The 15358-nt window shown below is 73.9% G+C and carries 12 protein-coding genes, 1 pseudogene and 1 riboswitch; of the genes and pseudogenes, 1 reads left to right on the top strand and 12 read right to left on the bottom strand.

The window, feature by feature from the left end:
- Positions 1-13: 13 nt before the first annotated feature.
- Positions 14-2677, top strand: coding sequence for a glycoside hydrolase family 31 protein (locus ACZ7KX_RS01710; protein ID WP_470324746.1), 2664 nt, complete (start codon positions 14-16; stop codon positions 2675-2677).
- A gap of 69 nt (positions 2678-2746) precedes the next feature.
- Here the strand turns inward: ACZ7KX_RS01710 and ACZ7KX_RS01705 are convergent, their stop codons facing one another.
- From ACZ7KX_RS01705 to ACZ7KX_RS01650, 12 genes and pseudogenes are all read right to left on the bottom strand, one after another.
- Complete coding sequence (locus tag ACZ7KX_RS01705) at positions 2747-4207, bottom strand: APC family permease (RefSeq protein ID WP_470324745.1); 1461 nt, start codon at positions 4205-4207, stop codon at positions 2747-2749.
- A gap of 100 nt (positions 4208-4307) precedes the next feature.
- A pseudogene (locus ACZ7KX_RS01700) lies at positions 4308-5226 on the bottom strand (chitinase); the annotation flags it as partial.
- A gap of 282 nt (positions 5227-5508) precedes the next feature.
- A complete protein-coding gene (locus ACZ7KX_RS01695) occupies positions 5509-6072 on the bottom strand; it encodes a TetR family transcriptional regulator (RefSeq protein ID WP_470324744.1) in 564 nt (187 codons plus the stop codon).
- On the bottom strand, positions 6069-6431 hold the full coding sequence (locus ACZ7KX_RS01690; protein ID WP_470324743.1) for a DUF1304 domain-containing protein: 363 nt from the start codon (positions 6429-6431) through the stop codon (positions 6069-6071). The genes ACZ7KX_RS01695 and ACZ7KX_RS01690 overlap by 4 nt, the downstream gene beginning before the upstream one ends.
- Before the next feature lie 439 nt (positions 6432-6870).
- On the bottom strand, positions 6871-7464 hold the full coding sequence (locus tag ACZ7KX_RS01685) for a hypothetical protein (RefSeq protein WP_470324742.1): 594 nt from the start codon (positions 7462-7464) through the stop codon (positions 6871-6873).
- A 543-nt stretch (positions 7465-8007) separates the two neighbouring features.
- Positions 8008-8451, bottom strand: a complete 444-nt coding sequence (locus tag ACZ7KX_RS01680) for a hypothetical protein (RefSeq protein WP_470324741.1) — start codon at positions 8449-8451, stop codon at positions 8008-8010.
- A gap of 189 nt (positions 8452-8640) precedes the next feature.
- Positions 8641-9138, bottom strand: coding sequence for a hypothetical protein (locus tag ACZ7KX_RS01675; protein ID WP_470324740.1), 498 nt, complete (start codon positions 9136-9138; stop codon positions 8641-8643).
- 140 nt (positions 9139-9278) lie between these two features.
- The gene (locus ACZ7KX_RS01670) at positions 9279-9998 is read right to left on the bottom strand and encodes an LPXTG cell wall anchor domain-containing protein (RefSeq protein WP_470324739.1); all 720 of its coding nucleotides are present in this window, start codon (positions 9996-9998) and stop codon (positions 9279-9281) included.
- Positions 9999-10287: 289 nt separating this feature from the next.
- On the bottom strand, positions 10288-11001 hold the full coding sequence (locus ACZ7KX_RS01665; RefSeq protein ID WP_470324738.1) for an IclR family transcriptional regulator: 714 nt from the start codon (positions 10999-11001) through the stop codon (positions 10288-10290).
- Between the two features lie 200 nt (positions 11002-11201).
- Positions 11202-11344: riboswitch (SAM riboswitch) on the bottom strand.
- Positions 11345-11474: 130 nt separating this feature from the next.
- Positions 11475-11903 carry a DUF7144 family membrane protein gene (locus tag ACZ7KX_RS01660; protein WP_470324737.1) on the bottom strand — a complete coding sequence of 143 codons (429 nt, stop codon included), beginning with the start codon at positions 11901-11903 and terminating at the stop codon, positions 11475-11477.
- Between the two features lie 261 nt (positions 11904-12164).
- Positions 12165-13787, bottom strand: coding sequence for a sulfatase-like hydrolase/transferase (locus ACZ7KX_RS01655; protein ID WP_470324736.1), 1623 nt, complete (start codon positions 13785-13787; stop codon positions 12165-12167).
- A gap of 57 nt (positions 13788-13844) precedes the next feature.
- Positions 13845-15080 carry a hypothetical protein gene (locus tag ACZ7KX_RS01650; RefSeq protein WP_470324735.1) on the bottom strand — a complete coding sequence of 412 codons (1236 nt, stop codon included), beginning with the start codon at positions 15078-15080 and terminating at the stop codon, positions 13845-13847.
- Between the last annotated feature and the right edge of the window lie 278 nt (positions 15081-15358).

Below are 15358 nucleotides of genomic sequence, written 5' to 3'. Positions count from 1 at the left end.
GAAGGAGATTCCCGTGCGCCTACTCCGCCCCCACCTCCGAAGGGCCGCCCTCGCAGCGGCCCTGACCAGCCTCGCCGCCGTCGCCGGGCCGGCCCTCCCGGCCCGGGCGGCCGCCCCCGCCGCCGTCCTCGACCAGGGCCACCAGAGCACCACCTGGCAGAGCCCGGCGTACGCCAAGGGGACGCTCGGCGGCGCCGCCAGCTGCCCGTCGGCCGCCCAGGACCCGGGCGGCACCGTCTGCGGCCGCTTCGACCTGACCGTCGACGTGCCGGCCGGCTACTGGGACGACAACCCGGAGGGCGGCGTCCCGATCTCGATCCAGTGGCAGGACCCCACCGAGGACTTCGACCTCTACGTCTACGACGCCGCGGGCAAGGAGGTCGCCGAGAGCGCCGGCACCGCCGACCCCGAGGCGACGGTGATCCCGAAGCCCTCCGGCACCTACCACGTCCTGGTCGTGCCCTACGACACCCACGGCGGCTCCTTCACCGGCCGCGCCTACCTGCCGCAGACCACCGACGCGGGCGACCTGACCTCCTTCGGCGGCGGCCAGGGCAGCTACGACGTCGCCGCCGGCACCCTCAAGGCGAAGGTCGACTTCCTCGCCGACGACCAGCTGCGCCTGCGCGCCGCCCCGGACGGCGTGCTCACCGACCCGGCCGGCGCCACCATCGTCCGCAAGCAGCCCGAACTCCAGCGCGCCACCAGCACCTTCGACGCCGGCGACTACTACGGCATCCGCTCGAAGGGCCTGGTGCTGCGGGTCTACAAGCACCCCCTGCGGTTCGGCCTCTACAAGGCCGACGACCGCACCGTCGTCTGGCAGGAGGACGCCCCGCTGCGCTGGTCCACCGGCGGCCTGCGGCAGAGCCTGGTGCGCGGCGCCGACGAGCAGTTCTTCGGCGGCGGCGAGCAGAACGGCAGCTTCTCGCACCGGGACCGGACCGTCCACGTCTCCAACAGCACCGACTGGAACGAGGGCGGCTACAACAACTCGCAGCCCTTCTACGTCTCCAGCGCCGGCTACGGCGTCTTCCGCAACACCTTCGCCCCGGGGATCTACGACTTCGGCGCGCCGGTGCGCACCGGGCAGCAGGAACGCCGCCTGGACGCCTACTACTTCACCGGGGACGTCAAGTCGGTGATCGGGCGGTACACCGCGCTGGTCGGCAAGCCCTTCATGCCGCCGGTCTACGGCCTGGAGCCCGGCGACTCCGACTGCTACCTGCACAACGCCAACCGCGGCGAGCGCCACACCACGGACGCGGTGAAGGTCGCCGACGGCTACGTGCAGAACGGGATGCCGCTCGGCTGGATGCTGGTCAACGACGGCTACGGCTGCGGCTACGAGAACCTGCCGCAGACCGGCGAGGGCCTGCGCAAGGACCACGCCCAGCTGGGCCTGTGGACCCAGAACGGCCTGCCCAACCAGTCCGAGGAGGTCAGGGCCGGGGTCCGGGTGCGCAAGCTCGACGTGGCCTGGGTCGGCAACGGCTACGACTTCGCGCTGAACGCCTGCGACCGGGCGAAGGCCGGCATCGAGGACAACAGCGACGCCCGCGGCTTCGTCTGGCTGCCCGTCTCCTGGGCCGGCGCCCAGCGCTGCGGCGTGCTGTGGAGCGGCGACCAGAGCCTGTCCTGGGACTACATCCGCTGGCAGATCCCCACGTACGCCGGCGCCACGATGTCCGGGATCGCCTACGACACCGGCGACGTCGGCTCCATCTTCCGGCGCGACCCCGAGATGTACACCCGCGACCTGCAGTGGAAGGCCTTCCTGCCGGCGATCATGACCATGGACGGCTGGGCCCGGGACATGACGGGCAAGGAGCAGCGCGACCAGCAGCCCTGGCTGGACGGCGAGCCCTACACCTCGATCAACCGCAAGTACCTGCAGCTCAAGGAGCGGCTGCTGCCGTACATGTACACCCTGTCCGCCGAGGCCACCCGGACCGGCATCGGCGCCGTGCGCCCGCTCGCCCTGGAGTACCCGCACGACCCGAACGCCCTCGGGCCGAACGCGAAGTACGAGTTCCTGGCCGGGCCGGACTTCCTGGTCGCGCCGGTCTACTCGGACACCTCGGTGCGCAACGGCATCTACCTGCCGGAGGGCACCTGGACCGACTACTGGACCGGGCGCACCTACCAGGGCCCGACCACGATCGACGGCTACTCGGCGCCGCTCGACACCCTGCCGCTGTTCGTCAAGGGCGGTTCGATCGTGCCCATGTGGCCCCAGGGCACGCTCTCCTGGCAGACCCGGGACCGCTCCGAACTCGACTACGACCTCTACCCGGAGGCCCGGGGTGACTCCTCCTACACGCTGTACGAGGACGACGGCGTCACCCGGCAGTTCAGCACCGGCGCCTCGGCCACCCAGCAGGTCGACGTGCACTCCGCCGGCCCGGTGACCGTCGTCAAGGTCGGTGCCAGCGAGGGGAGTTACTCCGACAAGCCGGCCTCCCGGGCGTACCGCTTCACGGTGCACGGCCAGTCGGCGCCGCGCCAGGTGGTCACCCAGGGCGGCCCGCTCCCCCGGCTGGCCTCGGCCGCCGCGCTCGACGCGGCCGCCGCGGGCTGGTACCACGACGCCGCGACCGGGGTGACCACGGTCAGGACGCCGAAGCTGTCCACCGACCACGGCTTCTCCGTCGAACTCATCCACGGCGGCAGCTGACCGGAGGCCCGGCCCGGCTCCCGCGCGCGCACGGTGCGCCGCGGGGGAGCCGGGCCGCGGCGCCGGCGGTTACCCGGCCGGTGCGGTGAGGGGGTCGGCGCGCTGGGCCTCCAGGTACTCCTCCCGGATCTCCTTGGGCCCGAACGGCCAGGCGCCCTCGACCTTCGACCAGACCAGGAAGGCGACGCCGCCGAGGGCGACCCAGGCCAGCGACCACTCGACGGGGTGCACACCCGGGTTGGCCCGGTCCGCGTAACCGTAGATGACCAGCCAGCCGACGGCGGCCACGACGCTCGGCAGCGGGTACAGCAGCATCCGGTAGGGGCGGGCGAGGTCCGGCTGCCGTCTGCGGAGCACCGTGACGGCGGCGATCTGGGCGAGCGCCTGGACGATCACCATGACGCTGGTCAGCAGGGCGATCAGGATGCCCAGCGGCGGGTGCGCGGCGGTGTCGCCGACGTGCCGTGCGAACAGGAAGCCGGCGGCGGTGACCGTGACCATGGCGACCAGGCCGACCACCGGGAAGCCGTGCCGGGGGTGCAGCCTGGCGAAGGAGCGGAAGAACATCCCGTCCCGGGCCGCGTCGTGGGGCACCCGGGAACCGCCGAGCAGGCCCGCGAGGACGGAGGCGAAGGCGGTGACGAGGATCAGCACCGTCACGGTGTCGGCCGCGCCCCTGCCCCAGGTCCGCTCCAGGACGGCGGAGGCGACCGACTTGGCGGCGACGTTGTCCGGGTCCAGCATGTCCCGCCAGTCGACGACGCCGAGGACGCCGATCTGCATCAGCAGGTAGACCGCCATGATGGCGGTGATCGAGTAGATGATCGCGCGGGGCATCACCCGGCCCGGGTTGCGGATCTCGGCGCCCAGGTAGGAGGCGGTGTTGTAGCCGAGGTAGTCGTAGATCCCGATGGTCAGGCCGGCGGCGAAGCCGGTCCAGAAGCCGCCGTGGGTGAGCTCGACGGCGTGGGCGGGCCAGGTGAAGGCCAGCGAGGGGCGGAAGTCGGTGAAGGAGGCCAGGATCACCGCTCCGACCGAGAGGATCATCACGATCCACATCCCGATCGTGATCACGCTGATGTCCTCGACGGTGCGCCACAGCGCCACCAGGACCAGGGCGAGCACGGCGACCCCGACGACGTCCCCCTGGAGCGTCGTCATGTCCGGCCACAGGTAGGCGAGGTACTGCACCAGGCCCTGCACGCCGGTGGACATGATCAGCGGGATGAAGAGCATGGCCGTCCAGACGAACAGGAACGGCATCAGCCGCCCGGTGCGGTACTGGAAGGCCTCGCGCAGGTACACGTAGGTGCCGCCGGCGCCGGGCAGCGAGGCGCCGAGCTCGGCCCAGACCAGGCCGTCGACCAGGGCGAGCAGCGCGCCGGCGATCCAGCCGATCACGGCCTGCGGGCCGCCGAAGGCGGCGACCATCAGCGGGATCGTCACGAACGGCCCGATGCCGCACATCTGGCTCATGTTGATCGCGGTGGCCTGGAAGAGGCCGATTCTCCGGGTGAAGCCTGAGGACACGGATGGCTCCGGGGGGACGGGACGGGACGGACCGGGGCGGGACGGGAGAGGGACGGGAGGGAGCCCGGGGGGGGAGGACGGATCGGGGCGCGGGGCGGCCTCAGCCCTGGTACTGGACGACGATCCTGGTGAACTCGTACGGGGACTGCGGGACGCCGCTGCAGGCGTCGGCGTCCGTGCCGGAGCCGCACGCGCGGTCCCGGTTGACGGACCAGAAGGCGAAGCGGGCGAGGTGGTGCTGCTTCGCGTAGCCGAGGATCGTGCGGAAGTCGGCGGTGGTGACGGTCTCCCCCGCCTCGTCGGTCTTCCCGTTCATCGAGGAGACGCCGATGTGCCGGTACGCCGCGTCGTCGCCGTAGCCGTACGCGCTCTTGACCGCCGCCTTCAGCCCGTCGAGCGCACCGACCGTCGCCTGCCCCATGGTGCCGCTGTGGCCGCCGAAGTCGAACGGCATCACCACCCAGCCGTCGTTCGCCAGGCCCGCGGCGGCGCCCCGCTTGATGAGGTCCTTGCCGTTGGCGTCGGGGCCCGCTCGGCGTGGTGCCCATGGTGACGTAGGTGACGATCCCGGGGTTCCTGGTCTTGACGATCTTCAGGGCGTCGACCACCCGCTGCCGGACCGTCGCGTTGCCGAACTCGGTGTTCTCGATGTCGATGTCGAGCGCCTTCAGCCGGTAGGCGTCGATCACCTTCTGGTACGCGCCGGCCAGGGCGCTCGCGCTGGAGCACTTCTCGCCGAGCTTGTTCCCGCTCCACCCGCCGACGGAGACCACGACGTCGCCCCCGGCCGCCCGGATCGAGTCGATCGCGGCCTGGTCGGTGCCCCCGGTGAGCGCCCGGCTGCCGTCCCACTTCGGGTTGCACCCGCCGTCGGAGAGGACGAACGCCAGCGTGAACCACTTCACCCCGGCGGCCTTCATCACGTCGGTCGGCTTCTGCGGGTTGCCCCAGCCGAGGTACTCGTACGGTGCGGCGGCCATCCCGGGTACGGCCGTCGCAGCGGGGGCGGCCGCGGCGGAGGTCACGGGGGCCAGCAGGAGCGCGGCCGGGCCGAGCGCGACGGCCAGCAGCGGGGCGGTGAGACGGACTCCGGTGGTCTTGCGCATGCCAACTCACTTTCGTCGATTCCGGGGCAACGGTGACGGTAGGTCAGGGGGGCGGGAGCGGCCCACCGGTGCGGACGGCGACGGTCCGCCGGTGGGTGTCTCACAGAATCGGGGCACCGGGCTCCGGGGTCAATGACTTTCGTTAGGAAAGTTTCCCAACTGTGCGTCAGGCCACAGCTGCGGGCCGACGCCCGTTCAGAGCTGCGGCGTGCGGTGCAGGGAGATCAGCAGCCGCCAGACCTGGTGGGCGATCCGCTCCGGGCCGGCCTCGATCCGGCCGTGCAGCCAGTCCCCGAGCACGCCGGTGAAGGTGCCGGCCACGGCGGCGGCCACCAGGTCGGGCTCCGGGGCGCCCGCCAGGGCCCGCTCGGTCCGGCTGCGCTCCCGCAGGTCACGGGTGAGCACCAGACCGAGCGGTCCGCCGCCGCCCGGGGTCAGCAGCGCCCGGTAGAGCGCGGCGTGCGGCACCAGTTCGACGAAGAACCCGGTCAGCGCGGGCGGCGGGACGGCCGGGTCCGGCACACCGCGCCAGGCGTGCAGGGCGTCCACGGCCGCCCGCACCACGTCGGCGCAGGCGTCCACCGCGAGCGCGTCGAGGTCGGCGTAGTGGACGTAGAAGGTGGCCCGGCCGACCCCGGCCCGGCGCACCAGCGCGGCCACGTTGACCTCCGCCAGCGGACGTTCGGCGCACTCCTCCAGCAGCGCCCGGCGCAGCCTGGCCCGGGTGCGCTCCGCCCGGGGGTCCTGGGCGGCGCTCATCCGGCGAGCAGCACGGCGCCGAGTGCGAGCGCCCCGGGCAGCGCCTGCGCCACCAGGATGCGGCGGTTCGCGGTGGCACCGCCGTACAGGCCGGCCACGACCACGCAGACCAGGAAGAAGAGCTGCGCCTGACGCCCGACCTCGCCACCGGCGACCAGGCCCCAGACCAGCCCGGCCGCGAGGAAGCCGTTGTAGAGCCCCTGGTTGGCGGCGAGCGGCGCGGTGGTGCGGGCGAGCGCGGCATCGAAGCCGGACAGCCTGCGCCCCGGCCCCCGCTCCCACAGGAACATCTCCAGCACCAGGATGTACCCGTGCAGGAGGGCCACCAGGGCGACCAGGACATCGGCGGTCACGCGCATCTTCGGCTCCGGAGCTCGATCCGAACTTCATGGACAGGTGTCCACCATATCTGGACAGGTGTCCATGAAGTCCGGTGTCCCGCGGTCCGGCCGCCGGACCGCGGGACGCCGCACCCGCCGGGCCGATAGGGGGCGGCCCCGGAAGCGGAGCCGGGACGGAGCCGGTCCAGGCCCGGCCGGCCCGCCGCTCCCCCGCGGAGTGGGGCCCGGCTTCAAACCCCCGTCGTCCGCCCGCAGGGCGGGCGGGGCGGCGTCGGGGTGCGTGCAACGCAAGGCGGAGGATGGGGGCACCTCCCGGCCGGAGGCTGGGGGAGAGTCCATGCGGTGGGGGCACCTCCCGGCCGAAGGCTGGGGGCCGTCGGCGACCGGCGACAACGCAGCGAGGTGCGTGCCCCAACGCCGCCCCGCAGACGAGGGTTTGAAGACGGGCCCGTAGTCGTCAGCCGCTCCACGAGGTGGTCGTGGTCGTGGTCGTCCGGGTGGCACCTCCCGCCCCGGCGGTCCGGCCCGCCGGGGCGGCCGGCCGCAGGAAGTCGGGCTCGGAGCCCGCGGTGGTCGTCCGCACGCCCGGGGCGGTGGTGCCGCTCGCCGGACCGGTCGAGGTTCGCAGCGCGGCCGGGCCGGCCGGGGCCGCCGGGGCCCGGTGTGCGCTGGTGGTGCGGCGGGCGGCGGGGGCCGCGGTCACCGCCGGGGACTCGTCACCGCCCGGGGTGACCCGCTCGATCCGCAGCACCAGGTTGCGGTCCTGGCGGTCGCCCGCCGCATCACGGTTGCGGCTGTGCACGGCCTGCGTCAGCACACCCCGGATCTCCTGCCAACGACCCTGCACCGCACGGATGTTGGGGCACCACTCGCCCGCGTGGCAGTGCTCCAGGTCGAGCTGCCAGCGCTCCGCCTCGACGAGGTGGACGGCGCCGACCTCGCCGGGAACCTCCACCGGCGCGGCACCGGGGACGGTCACCACCACCCGCTGCGCGAACCGCCCCTCCACCGCCGTCACCGTGATCCGGCTCGCCCCCTGGTACCAGGCCATCGCTGTCCTCTCCTCGTCCGTCCTCGCGCCGACCGCCGACCGCCGACCGCCGATCACCGGCTCCCGGCTCCCGGCTCCCGGCTCCCGGCCGGCCTCAACCGGTTGCACGGACGGCGCCCCCTCCCGGGTTCGATCCGCCCCGATCCGATCTGAACTCCTCGGCGGACGGCTTCCGTTCAACGGGGCGAATCGAGGGGCCGACCCGGCCCGCGCGGTACAGCTCGGCCAGGGTGTCCTGGTCCAGGGTTGCACGGCCCCGGGTGGGGTGGTCGGCGCGCTGCCGGGCGCCCGCGGGTGAGTCGACGGCTTCCTCGGCCACGGCTCTGTCCCTCGCTCCGGTACAACGGCATCGGCGGGCAGCCGCGGGGACGGTGTGTGGTCAGCCCCGGTGCCTCGCCCTGACGGGAAGACCGTCCCAGCCGCCACCAACGTCCGCCCGACGGCCCGGTCGGCTCGCGCGTTGGTGGTCGTCGGCACCCGTGGGATGCCGTTGGGTCCCGCCGGACCCGCCGCCCCGGTGCCCGGGCGCCCGGGACCGGGCGCTCAGGACCGGGCCGCGAGTGCGGCGGTCAGCTGCTGGACGCCGTCCTCGCCGAAGCGCCGCACCAGGACCGCGATCCAGCCGGCCAGTTCGACCCGCTCGCGCTCGGACCACGCCGCGGCCGAGGGGTGCTCGTCGACCACCAGGGCGCGGGCCAGCATCAGGTGCTCGGCTCCGGGGGCCGGCCAGGCCCGGCCCTGCCGTCCGTGCAGGGCCATCCGCCGGGCCACGGCGATGACCTCCCGGGCGGCGGCCGGGGGGACGCACCACCCGGTCGGGACGGCCCCGGCGGGCCGTTCGGCGCCGGCGGCCGGAGCGGGCGCGGGTTCGGCGTCCTCACCGGCCAGCCAGGCGGCGATCAGCCGACGCGCCGTCGCCTCGTCGTCCGGCCCGCTCCCGCCGCGTCCGGTGCCACCCTGCCCGTTACCGTCCCCACCGCCCGTCATGACCGTCAGTCTGTCACCATCACGGTCCACCGCCCTGGTCCTCATCGGAGCCCACCTCACCCATCTGCCCGGCCCTGGACGCGAGCCGCTCGCCCGCCCGTCGTGTTGTTGAACGGAAAACGTGCTCGCGATTGTTCACCTGGGCGGCACTTTGCCGGAGGAAACCTCGCCGCGCCCCGGACCGGGCCGTCAGGGCCGGGCCGACGCCTGGCCCGGGGCGGTCCGGTCGGCTGGCGTCCCCCGTCGCTCCGCCGGCCGCAGGGCGCCGAGCGCAGGGTCCGAACTGGTCCGCACCAGCGGCGCCGAGGCCGGTCCGATCGCCCCGGTCGTCTCCCGCCGCGCAGCCGGGGCCGCGGCGCCGAGCGCGTCGAGGCGCACTACGAGGTTGCGCGGCAGGTCGGTGCCGGGCACGCCCGGCCAGTGGCAGTCCCGGGCGCGGACCTCCCGGCTGCGCACGCCGCCGGTGTCGGCCACCGGGCCGGGCACCACCTGGACGTCCGGGCGCCAACCGCCGCCCGGCCGGAGGTGTTCGAGCCTCAGCTCCCAGGTGTCCGCGTCGACCACGAGCGACTCCCCCACCCGGCCGGCCAGCACCAGGGTGCCGTACGGGGTGATCACCACCGCCCGCTGGTCGAAGTCGGCGTCCTTGCCGGTCACCGTGATCCGCCAGGATCCGTCGACGAACATCTCACTCCCCTTCCGTGGACGGCCCGGCGGCACAGGCCGTCACGGCCGTCACCGTTGCCACAGGCCGTCAAAGGCCGTGGGGCCCCGAGGTCCGGTGTTCCCGGACCCCGGCGCCCCCGATCGCCCCGATCGGTGCTCGGTCAGGCGCGGCGCTTGGCCCCGACCTTGCGGGCGGCGAACACCAGGCCCGCACCGGCGGCCAGCACGGCGCCGCCGGCCAGGGCGAGCGGGGTGTTGTCCCCGCCACCGGTCTCGGCCAGCGCCGGGGCGGTGCCGGTCGCGCTGGGCGTGGCGGACGGGGTGGCCGCCGGGGTGGTCCCCGGCGCGGTCGGGGCCGGGGTGGTGGCCGACGGCGTGGCGCTCGGCGAGGCCGGGACCGACTTGGTCGGGGTCGGGGTGGTGGCCGACGGCGTGGCGCTCGGCGAGGCCGGGACCGACTTGGTCGGGGTCGGGACCGGGGTCGCCGGGACGGAGGGGGTGATGGTCGGGGTGCCGGTCGGCGTCGGGGTGGCGGACGGGCACAGCGGAACGTCCGCGACCTTCTTGTCCACGTGGGTGTCCGCCAGGGTGTAGCGCCAGGTGTCGCCCTTGCCCGAGTAGCTGACGGTCAGCTTGACGGTGGCGTTGGCGTCGATGCGGCCGTGGTGCTCCTCGGAGCCGCCGACCAGCCTCAGGGTGTAGTCGCCGGCGGCGTTGTAGCGGTTGCCGAGGACGAGCTCGACGTGGCCGGCGTCCGCCCGGCAGCCGACATCCAGCGAGGCGTCGCTCGGCTTCCAGGCGAAGGCGGTCCCGGTGCCCGCCAGTGCGAGGGCGGCGACCGCGCCCCCGGTGACCACGGCTGCCCGGCGTACGTGCTTCATCTGTGCTTCTCTCCTGTGGAGTTCGTGGAGCAGGGAACGCCTTGCGCGCTCCCGGGGGAGATCGGGGGAGCACGCGAGGCGGCGAGCCCGGACCGCCGCCGCCCGCCGTGGCGGCGGGTGACGGCGGTGCAACGCGGCCCCCGACCCCTGCACGGATGGCGTGCCGCGTTCGGTTCACCCCGTTCCCGGTGTCGCCGGCCGCCGCCCCCGGCCCGCGCAGGAGGACCGCGCGTCCGGGCAGCGCGAAGCCGGACGGGACGAAGCCGGGCAGCGCGGGCCGGTGAACCGGTCAGGAGTGGCGCAGGGCCTCGGTGAGCCGGTGGGCCGCCTCGACGACCGCCTGGGAGAGCTGGGCTCCGGGGTGCCGGGTGAGCCGCTCGATCGGGCCGGAGACCGACACCGCGGCCACCACCCGGTTGGAGGGGCCGCGGACGGGCGCGGACACGGACGCGACCCCGAGTTCGCGCTCGCCGATGGACTGCGCCCAGCCGCGCCGCCGGACCCCGCTCAGCGCGGTGGCGGTGAAGCGGGCGCCCTGCAGTCCGCGGTGCAGCCGCTCGGGCTCCTCCCAGGCGAGCAGGACCTGGGCGGCCGCACCGACCTTCATCGGGAGGGTGACCCCCACCGGTACGGTGTCGCGCAGGCCGGAGAGGCGCTCCGCGGCGGCCACGCAGATCCGGATCTCGCCCTGGCGGCGGTAGAGCTGGGCGCTCTCGCCGGTCACGTCGCGCAGGTGGGCGAGGACGGAGCCGGCCGCGGCCAGCAGCCGGTCCTCCCCGGCGGCCGCCGAGAGCTCGGTGAGCCGGGGCCCGAGGATGAACCGGCCCTGCATGTCCCGGGTGACCAGCCGGTGGTGTTCGAGTGCCACGGCGAGCCGGTGGGCGGTGGGCCGGGCCAGGCCGGTGGCGGTGACGAGTCCGGCCAGGGTGGCGGGACCTGCCTCCAGGGTGCCGAGGATCGAGGTGACCTTGTCGAGCACGCCGACGCCGCTCGTGTTGTCCATGGATGGGTACTCCGTCTCGAATCCCGTGAGCGGCGGGTGGGCTTCGCTCACGGGGGCTCCCGGACGGGGAGCCGGGGGGGTGGTCAGCGAGGACGGGCCGGAGAAGTCGGCCGATTGCCTGCGCCGGGCACGAGACGGGTACGCGGAAGGGCCGGGGCGGGAAACGCCCGGGCGAAGGACAGCACAGAGAGCACCGTGTCTCCTCATCTTTCCCGCGCCACAGTGGCGACAGGCCGGAGTTGGCACTGCCCCCGCACGGCACGGCGCGTACTTCGGACGCCGGGTCGAACGGGGAGTTGCCGGGGCTTCGTAGGGCCGGTCCCTCCACCCCTCTGGATGATTCGCGAGGAACGATACAAGATGCCCCGGGCCGCCCGCCAAGCCTCCCCCCTCCCTCGGACGCGATCGGGCCGGCCACGCGGTCGTGGCCGGCCCGGGGGGGCGTTCCTACGGGCCGTCGGCCCGTCGGGTGGTCAGCTCGCCTTCTTCGTGGTGCCGACGCACAGCGCCCAGATGACGAAGGCGTCGAGCGCGATCAGGACGATGGCCCAGACCGGGTAGTACGGCAGCCACAGGAAGTTGGCGATCATGCTCAGCCCGGCGACGGCGACACCGACGACCCGGGCCCAGGCTGCGCCGCTGAAGAGCGCGACACCCGCCAGCACCAGGACGACCCCGATGATGACGTGGATCCAGCCCCAGCCTTCGGTGTTCATCGAGTAGACGTAGTGCCGGGTGACGACGATCAGGCTGTCCTTGGTGATGGCGGCGATCCCCTGGAACACCGCCATGATGCCGCCGGCGATCATCATGACCCCGGCGAAGATGGTCCACCCGGTCGCGAAGGGACGGGGTTCGGGGGCGTGGGTGCTGGGGCCGGCCCCGGCAACACTGCTGGTCATGACATTGACTCCTTCGGTGGCAACCGCCTCGCGGGGAGCGGGAGACGGGAGGGGCGGGCAGCCGGGCGCAGGGGCCCGGCTGCTCGCATGACGACCGCCTGGAAGGGAACAGAAGTCCTACGTTCACGGTAGGGCCGGACTCCCGTCCTGTCGTGCGCGGACCGCGACGAGGTCACGGACCGTGACGCCGCGTCCGTGAGGTCGGCCACGACGTCGGCCACCAGGCCGGCCACGAGGTCGGCCACGAGGTCGGCCACGGGTTCACCCGCGGGCCCCGGCGCCGGCGGGCACGGGACGGTCGGTGTCGCCGTGCCAGGTGGGCCAGCCGAGCAGCCGGGGGCGTTCGGTGACCCACGCGCGGGTGTCCGCGCCGACCTCTGCGGTGATGAGGTCCTCCAGCCGGGCGCTGTACCGGGCGACGAGGTCGCGGTGGGCCGGATCGGCCGCGAGGTTGCGCACCTCGCCGGGGTCCTCCTCCCGGTCGTAGAGCACCACGTCGTTCTGCGCGTACAGCGTCTCGGGGCCGGTGGGGCGGTTGGGCCGGAGCGGGGAGAAGTAGCGCCCGAAGCTGTACCGCCGGTCGAGGTAGCCGCGCAGGAAACCGCGCTTGTCCCAGTCCGGGCGCAGCTCCCCCGACTGGATGCGCTGCTGGGCCCGCGGGTCGGCGAACTCGAACCAGAACCCGGCGTCCAGGGCGGTGATCGACTCGACGGCGGTGAGCACGCCCTCCCGGACCTCCCTGCCCTCCAGCACCGGTGCCAGGGAGTGACCGTGCAGGTCGGGGAAGCGGGAGGCGGTGGCCGCCCGGTCCAGGCCCGCGAACTCCAGCAGGGTGGGCGCGATGTCGACCGCGGAGGCGAGCGCGTCGGTGCGGCCGCCGCCGGGCGCGTCCGGGTGGCACAGCACGAACGGGACGTGGAAGTTCTCGTCGTAGAGCAGGTTGCCCTTCTGGCGCAGGCCGTGGGAGCCGGCCATCTCGCCGTGGTCGGAGGTGAACACGACCACCGTCCGGTCGGCCTGGCCGGAGGCCTCCAGCGCGTCGAGCACGACGTCGATGCTGCGGTCGACGTCCCGGATGGCGTTGAGGTAGAAGTTCAGGCCGTCGTACCAGTGCCGGTCGTCGGCCACCGGGCCGAACACCGTGTCGAGCATGCGGGCGAACTCCGCCACCGCCGGCGCCGCGCCGGACAGGTCGTCGTGCAGGCTGGCGGGCAGGTCGAAGTCCCAGCGGCGGCGGTAGAGCGGGACGTCGGCGGGGCCGCGCGCCAGCACGGCGTGCGCGAGGCCGAAGGGCAGCCGCACCCGGGGCTTCCCGCCGTAGTCGAAGCTCATGATGTCGTGCGGGTTGACGAAGTTGACGGCCATGAACCAGGGCTGGTCGTCCGCCACCGCCGGGGCGCGGTCGCGCAGCCACTTCACGGCCTGGCCGGCGATCACGGGGTCGATCTTGAGCCCGGCCCAGACGCCGCCGTCGATGTCTCCCCAGTCGTTGAACCCGCTGAACCCGTAGGGCTCCAGGGCGTCGGTGGTCGGTCCCGGGTTCTGCGGGGTGACGTAGGCGTTCGACAGGTGCCACTTGCCCTGGTAGGTGCAGTAGTAGCCGGCCTGGCGCAGCATCGTGCCGAGGGTGCCCAACGCCGGGTCCAGCGGGCGGATGTAGGGCATGTTGTCGTTGTCGTAGATCTCGGTCAGCGGCAGGTGCCGGCCGGTGTAGATCACGGACCGCGCGGAGCTGCACATGGCCGAGGCGGTGTAGTACCGGTCGAAGGTGGTGCCCCGCTCGGCGAGTCGTTCCCGGGCGGGGAGCGTGAAGCCCTGCGGGCGGGGGATCGCGGCCCGCTCCTCGTCGGTGACGATCAACAGGATGTTCGGACGACTGGTCATGGCCACCTGCGCTGTGTGCGGGGAACGGTCGGGGAGGTCCGCGTCGCGCGGACGGGGTCACTCGTCGGTACGGCTCCCGGCGCCGGCCTCGTCGGTACGGCTGTCGGCGCCGGCCCGTCCGGAGGCGGCGAGCAGCGCCAGGACGGCGAGCACCGCGAGGAGCACCAGGACGAGCAGCAGCACCGTCAGGACGGTCGGGTGGTTCCAGAGGGCGAACACCAGGGCCACGACCAGCACCGCCGCGAGGACGAGCCACCGGCGGTGGGCGTCGGTCCAGGTCCCGACCCGGCCGGTGTGCACGCCGTGCGCGTCGCTCCAGCCGGCGACGGAGTCGGCGACGTGGTCGGCACCGCCGCGGACGGCGCGCGGCATGCGGCCCGCACCGGAGAGGTAGGCGCCGAGCGCCACCACGACGCCCAGGACGATCGCGGTCCGCAGGCTGATCCGCAGGAAGTGCAGCAGCGTGTCGAAGACCGCGGCCGCCGCGGCCGGGGACTGTACGGCGGGGGGCAGGTGGTCCAGGTAGTAGTGGCGGGCGATCACCAGGGCGATCGCCACCAGCAGGCAGCCGAAGGCCGCGCCGAGGGCCGTGGTCACCAGGGCCCGGCGGCGGCGCCGGGCCAGCACGACGCCGATCGCGCCGATCAGCACGGTGATGATCGGCAGCCAGTTGCCGATCACGTCGAGGGCGTGCGCGGCACCGCGGATCTTGGCGAGCTTGTCGGACTGGAACAGCACCAGCTGCTTGTTGACTTCGGGGATCTTCTCGGCCGGAGTGAGCCCGGCGGACACCAGGTCGTCCTTCAGCTTGTCGACGGCCGTCCCGACGTTGAGGGTGACGGTGCCGTTGTTCACCTCGACCGCGCCGCGGCCGTGGCCGGTCAGGGCCTGGACCACGGCCTGGTGGGCGGCGCGGTTGGCCTGCGTCCACGCGGTCGCGAAGGCGTCGCTCTGCACGACCTTGGTGGCGGCCTTGGTGACCACCTGGTCCACCGCGTCGTCGATCTTGGGGCCGAGCGACTTGACCGCCGAGGTGGCCCTCGGCGGCAGGCCCTGCGACTGCAGCCAATCGGCCACGTCGGAAGCGACCGCCGGGCCGTCCACCCTCACGTCCACGGCCTTCGTGATCCGGGCGACCGCGGCGTCCTGGATCGCGGGGTTGGTGGCCAGCGGCGAGACCGTGGAGACGTACCGGTCGGTGTCCAGCACGATGTCGTGCACCCAGACGGTGAGCAGCGACACGGGCACCAGGATGCAGGTCAGCGTGATCAGCACGGCTGACACGGTGCTCATCGCGATCCTCGCCGCCCTGGAGGGGTGCCGAGCCCCCGAGGGCGTCCCCCCGCCCCCGTTCGTCGGCCCGCCGGGCGGAGGCCCGGACGGGGGCGGCCCGGACGGGGGCGGCCCGGACGGGGGCGGCTCACCCGACGCAGGACCGCTCGACGGGCCCGACGGAGCGGGCCCGGACGCCGAGGGCCCGGACGCCGAGGGCTCACCCGAAGGGGGCCCGGACGCCGAGGGCTCACCCGAAGGGGGCCCGGACGCCGAGGACTCACCCGAAGGGGGCTCGG

The sequence above is a fragment of the Kitasatospora sp. NPDC038210 genome (assembly GCF_055600605.1).
Note: the sequence above shows the minus strand (reverse complement) of the source record. Positions and strands in the feature narration are given on the sequence as shown.

What these genes read in the sequence shown, in the direction of transcription:
- ACZ7KX_RS01695 (WP_470324744.1), bottom strand. Translation starts at nt 6,072, where the DNA reads ATGAGCGCCGCCCAGGACCCCCGGGCGGAGCGCACCCGGGCCAGGCTG.
- ACZ7KX_RS01690 (WP_470324743.1), bottom strand. Translation starts at nt 6,431, where the DNA reads ATGCGCGTGACCGCCGATGTCCTGGTCGCCCTGGTGGCCCTCCTGCAC.
- ACZ7KX_RS01685 (WP_470324742.1), bottom strand. Translation starts at nt 7,464, where the DNA reads ATGGCCTGGTACCAGGGGGCGAGCCGGATCACGGTGACGGCGGTGGAG.
- ACZ7KX_RS01680 (WP_470324741.1), bottom strand. Translation starts at nt 8,451, where the DNA reads ATGACGGGCGGTGGGGACGGTAACGGGCAGGGTGGCACCGGACGCGGC.
- ACZ7KX_RS01675 (WP_470324740.1), bottom strand. Translation starts at nt 9,138, where the DNA reads ATGTTCGTCGACGGATCCTGGCGGATCACGGTGACCGGCAAGGACGCC.
- ACZ7KX_RS01670 (WP_470324739.1), bottom strand. Translation starts at nt 9,998, where the DNA reads ATGAAGCACGTACGCCGGGCAGCCGTGGTCACCGGGGGCGCGGTCGCC.
- ACZ7KX_RS01665 (WP_470324738.1), bottom strand. Translation starts at nt 11,001, where the DNA reads ATGGACAACACGAGCGGCGTCGGCGTGCTCGACAAGGTCACCTCGATC.
- ACZ7KX_RS01660 (WP_470324737.1), bottom strand. Translation starts at nt 11,903, where the DNA reads ATGACCAGCAGTGTTGCCGGGGCCGGCCCCAGCACCCACGCCCCCGAA.
- ACZ7KX_RS01655 (WP_470324736.1), bottom strand. Translation starts at nt 13,787, where the DNA reads ATGACCAGTCGTCCGAACATCCTGTTGATCGTCACCGACGAGGAGCGG.
- ACZ7KX_RS01650 (WP_470324735.1), bottom strand. Translation starts at nt 15,080, where the DNA reads ATGAGCACCGTGTCAGCCGTGCTGATCACGCTGACCTGCATCCTGGTG.